General features: G+C 64.9%; 4 protein-coding genes. All 4 read right to left on the bottom strand.

The features are described 5' to 3' along the window. Nucleotides 1-184 (bottom strand): hypothetical protein (locus tag ACYVKX_RS23240; protein WP_460836091.1); only part of this gene is annotated, 184 nt, incomplete at its 3' end. A gap of 2 nt (nucleotides 185-186) precedes the next feature. Beyond that, the gene (locus tag ACYVKX_RS23235; RefSeq protein WP_460836090.1) at nucleotides 187-1,170 is read right to left on the bottom strand and encodes an ATP-binding protein; all 984 of its coding nucleotides are present in this window, start codon (nucleotides 1,168-1,170) and stop codon (nucleotides 187-189) included. A gap of 49 nt (nucleotides 1,171-1,219) precedes the next feature. Further along, nucleotides 1,220-3,256, bottom strand: coding sequence for a transposase (locus tag ACYVKX_RS23230; protein WP_460836089.1), 2,037 nt, complete (start codon nucleotides 3,254-3,256; stop codon nucleotides 1,220-1,222). Beyond that, nucleotides 3,244-4,056, bottom strand: a complete 813-nt coding sequence (locus ACYVKX_RS23225) for a TnsA-like heteromeric transposase endonuclease subunit (RefSeq protein ID WP_460836088.1) — start codon at nucleotides 4,054-4,056, stop codon at nucleotides 3,244-3,246. Before ACYVKX_RS23225 ends, ACYVKX_RS23230 begins: the two co-directional genes overlap by 13 nt. Nucleotides 4,057-4,144 lie beyond the last annotated feature (88 nt).

The raw sequence follows: 4,144 nt of genomic DNA, 5'->3' as shown, positions 1-4,144 counted from the left end.
AACCGAGCTCGTCTGCACGACGAGTGGCCGATCTCCGGCGTGCTGCGAGGCGCTCGATGTACTCGACGTCGATGACGTTGGCCGCGCAGATCCTGCCGAGGTAGGAGTTTGGCGTCTCGAACTGGACGGGCCTCGGTCGGACGAGCTGAGGAGGAAGGGCGCTGACCCCGTAGCCGTTGGCCATGACTACGCCGCTGGCTTCTTACGTCGTTTGGCACCGGGCAGTGGGCGGCGAGCGCCAGCGCCCAGATGGTCCTCCAGGATCAGCTCCGGATCACGGGCAGAGTCCTTCTCCTCGAGCATCGTCAGGAGAGCGAAGCCGAGGATACGTCGTAGGGCCCCGATGCGGCCGTTGGTGAGGGCGTGCAACGCGTCGGCGTAGGGGAGCAGATCGGGTGGACCGTCGATCAGTCGCATCTGGTCACCGAAAGCTGTGACGAGCCGTGCCCACGACTGCCGAGACACCTCCGATGCATAGTCGTGAGGAGCATGACGGTAGATCTCACCTCGTGCCATGAGCTGCTCGGCCGCGCGACTTCCCAAGTGGACGTCAAGGTCGATTCCGGCCAAGACGGTGACAACGCCAGTGTTGTTGATGACGGCCTTCACGGTGTTGATCGCGTCGTCCCCGCGTCGACCATCGAGTTGGACAGCATGGAACTCGTCGACCACCAGCAAGGTGCTCTGGCGTCGGGCCATCACATCGGAAGCTTGGCGGATCAGGACCTGCTGAGCATCCCGCTGCTGGTAGGGCACTCCAAAGAAGTCGAGGATCGAGGTCGCAACGCCCTTCGGCGTCGCGCCCGGCAACATCTCGATCGACACGACCGGGACGCGTCCATCCTCGCGGAACGCCGGATAGCGGCGGTGGGCTCGCGCCTCAACTTCTTTCGCCAACTGCAAGAGAGTGGTCGACTTTCCGACGTTCGCCGGGCCGGTGAGGACGCAGACTCCTTGGCTTCCGACCGCGTCCGGGTCGCGCATCGTGAGATAGCCGCGCACACCGCGCAGAAGGTCGCGCGTGGTCTCGTTGCGAAGGGTGAAGCCTGAACCGAACCATCGGATCCGAGCCTCGTCGAAGGCGACGCGGTCGGGGTCATCGAGTGCTTCGTATTGGCCGCGGCTGAGTGGCGCTGGTTCGTCGACGCTGCGGTCGATCTGGCTCCGCATCCCCACCAGCGTGCTCTTGACCGTTGAACTCCCGGCCCTGTTCCGCTCGTTAGTCATTCCAGAACCTGTCGTTGTTTCGCACGAGAGCGAAGTCGTCGCTATCGCCGCCCGCGGCATCCGCCCGCGTCGCATCAGCCGGCTGCGGAACCGCGACGGGCTGCGGGCGCGGTTCAGCATCGGCAGCACGACGCGCCTTGACGGCGTTCGCCCGCTCGCGCCGCTTTCGCCCCGCCCTCTCCTTCGGCGTCGCTTTGGCGGAGGCCTCCGCCAGCTGCTCGATGGCCCATTCGTCCTGCACATCACCACCTTGCTCGGCGACCTTCGGGAGGTCGCGCAGGAGCCGCATCGCGGAGGCGAACGGGTAGGTGTCGCGCCGGTAGGACTCAGAGACACACCCGAGCCATTCACTAGTCTCGGGGTGTTGGACCCAGACGCGATCGACGTCATATGGGTCTCGGCGGACGGCCCATTTGCCATCGCGAGTGGGCGGTCTCATCTTGGCCAGGGCTGGGAGATCGTCGTGCCAGTAGATGAGATTGTCGATGCGGAAGCCGTTGTTCTGGATCGTCCGCGTCACCGTGGGCATCAACCCGATGTAGGTCGTCTCGTCGATCGGCACGGGGATCCCCGCTCCAGCGTCGAACAGGACCGAGTACATCTGGTTGGGGCTGTAGCGGCGGGCGGGTAGATCCCGGTCGCGCAGTTCGTTGTGCGCGCGCCTCTGGTAGACACGAACCCACCACGCCTCGAAGGAATCCCGCAGTTCGCCGATCGTGAGAAGACCGCTGCTGTCGATCTCGCGGCCGCGATTGGCGACGCTGTTGCCGACGTATCCCGGAAGATGCTGCATCCAGGAGGTCTCGACGGTGCGCATGAGCCGCTCAATATGCCCCTTGAAGGTGGGGGAGTGCGGTGGCGCCTGGATCACGCCGATCCCGAAGTAGCGGCACGCAGCCACGAACGTGTCGGATAGATAGTCCTTGCCACGGTCGGTGGTGATCGTCTCCGGGACGATGTACGGGACGGCGATCGCACCCACCTGGCGTTCGTCGGCCGCTTGCATATCTCGCACAGGGAGGTCGGCGGCCTTGTCCAGGCGCATGTAGTCGGGAGCATCGGGCCGGCATGATCGCGGCCGCAGGATGCGTGCAAGAAGGTCGGCGTGCTCGACCCCGGTCGCGCCGACGGGGACGATGTCGAACGCCAGGATCGACCGAGTCGCGATATCCATCGCAACGGTGAGATGCGCTCGTCCAACGGAACCGTCGGAGTACAGCGCGAGGACGTTGATTGGCGTCGAGTCGATCTCGACGTACTGGCCCGGCGTCGTTGCTGCGACGGGGCGTGGGCCACGACCGTGGCGGTTGGCCTCAGTGCGGCGCGAGGTGGCTTTACCCGTCGCGAGTCCTCGACGGTCGTAGGCAGCGAAGAGGCGCCGCATGGTTGACTTCGACGGCGTTGGGATGTCCTGGCCGGGGTAGGTCCTCGCCAGGTAAGCGTGGGCCTTGTTCATCATGGTGCTTACGGTCACGGTCGAGGACGCTGTCGTGTCGGCGAGCACGGCGACGATCGCTTCAATCACTCGGTCGTCGGCCGCCGGAACGCCCGAGGCGCCGCCGGGACGGCGACGGGGGATCAGGCCAGGAACACCGCGGTCGACGTAGGCGCGTTCCTTTCGTGCCAGCGTTCGGACGTCCACCTTGATCCCTGCGGCCGCGAGCTCATCGGCTTTCAGTTGCCTTCGTGAGGTCTTGCTCTTGGTCTCGTATCCCGCGCGCGGTTGAAGCTCGTGGTCATCGGGATCCGTGACCCCATGGATCACCTCATGAAGGTGCGGGACCCACCACCGCGCGGCCTCAAGCTCGGCTTCGCTGAACTCTGCGATGATCGGAACGGTGCCCTGTGTCGGTGAGTCTGCGAGGGCACGATCGGCAAGGGTGATCTCGTCCGCCAGGCTCGGCACGTCAACCCAGACGGTGTCGTTGTCAGCGAGTCGGCGGAGCATCGCCGCCTGAGCCCGGGCGGCGATGACGACGTGCTCGTCCCCTTGCCACGTGACGAGATCTCCGAGGTTCAGACGCAGCATGGTTGCTCCAGTCGTGTCGGGTCGCTAGCAGCTAAGGTGTCGAAGTCGAGCTGACGCGTGAGGTCCACGGTGAGAAGTCGGTGCCAGATCAGATGCTTGATGTGGGGTAGCGCCAGAGCAGGGGAGCGGCGGTTGAGCATCAACCGCGCCTCGCCGATAGGGCGGCCACCCTCGAAAACGCTCAACATGTGCTCCAGGACGCTCCTCGGAGGATGGCAGCGTTGATGGCGCGCGGCTCGGAGGAAGTCGAGGTTCCGCGCGAGAACGGGATCTGGCTCGTGCAGCACTTCATGCCGCCAGCCGACGGCGGCACAGACTCGGGCGGTCTCTCCGAACTGGGCCTGGGCTTCAGTGGTCATCCGCGAGAGGGGTTTGACGTCGTACACCACTTGGTCGCCGTCGCGGTGGACGGCGAAGAAGTCAGGATCGTGTCTTACGACCGGAGCGGACGTTCGAAAGAGCAGCCGGAATGGCTGGGCACAGATCCGGTCGACACGACCGAGGAACTCCAGGACCATCAAGCAAGCCGACTCAAGCGCGCTCTCGTGCCAGATGTGCGCCTGCGTAGGCGTCCAGTAATACAAACCATGCCGGTTTGGCCGGTTCTGCCACTGGCCACCGATGCGAATCGGATCGCCCTCGACAATGGGGAACTCGAGCAGCTTGCGGTCAGCAGGGAGAGTGTGGACACGATTGCGTGAACGCCACTGCAACGTGTCCAACCCGCTCAACGTGCGCGGCAGCAGACGATCTCCGCTGTTGTTGTCGATAGCCGCGCCTGTCATGTGACGGATCGTCACAGAGACCACCGACAGAATTGCGGCTCTCCTGACTGATCCGTGGGTCATATCCGGCCGGGGAGGACAGGCTTGTGGCCGCCGAGGTTGA

Source organism: Nocardioides hungaricus (genome assembly GCF_054782915.1).
The sequence above is the reverse complement of the archived record's forward strand: the minus strand, read 5'-3'. Positions and strand labels throughout refer to the sequence as shown.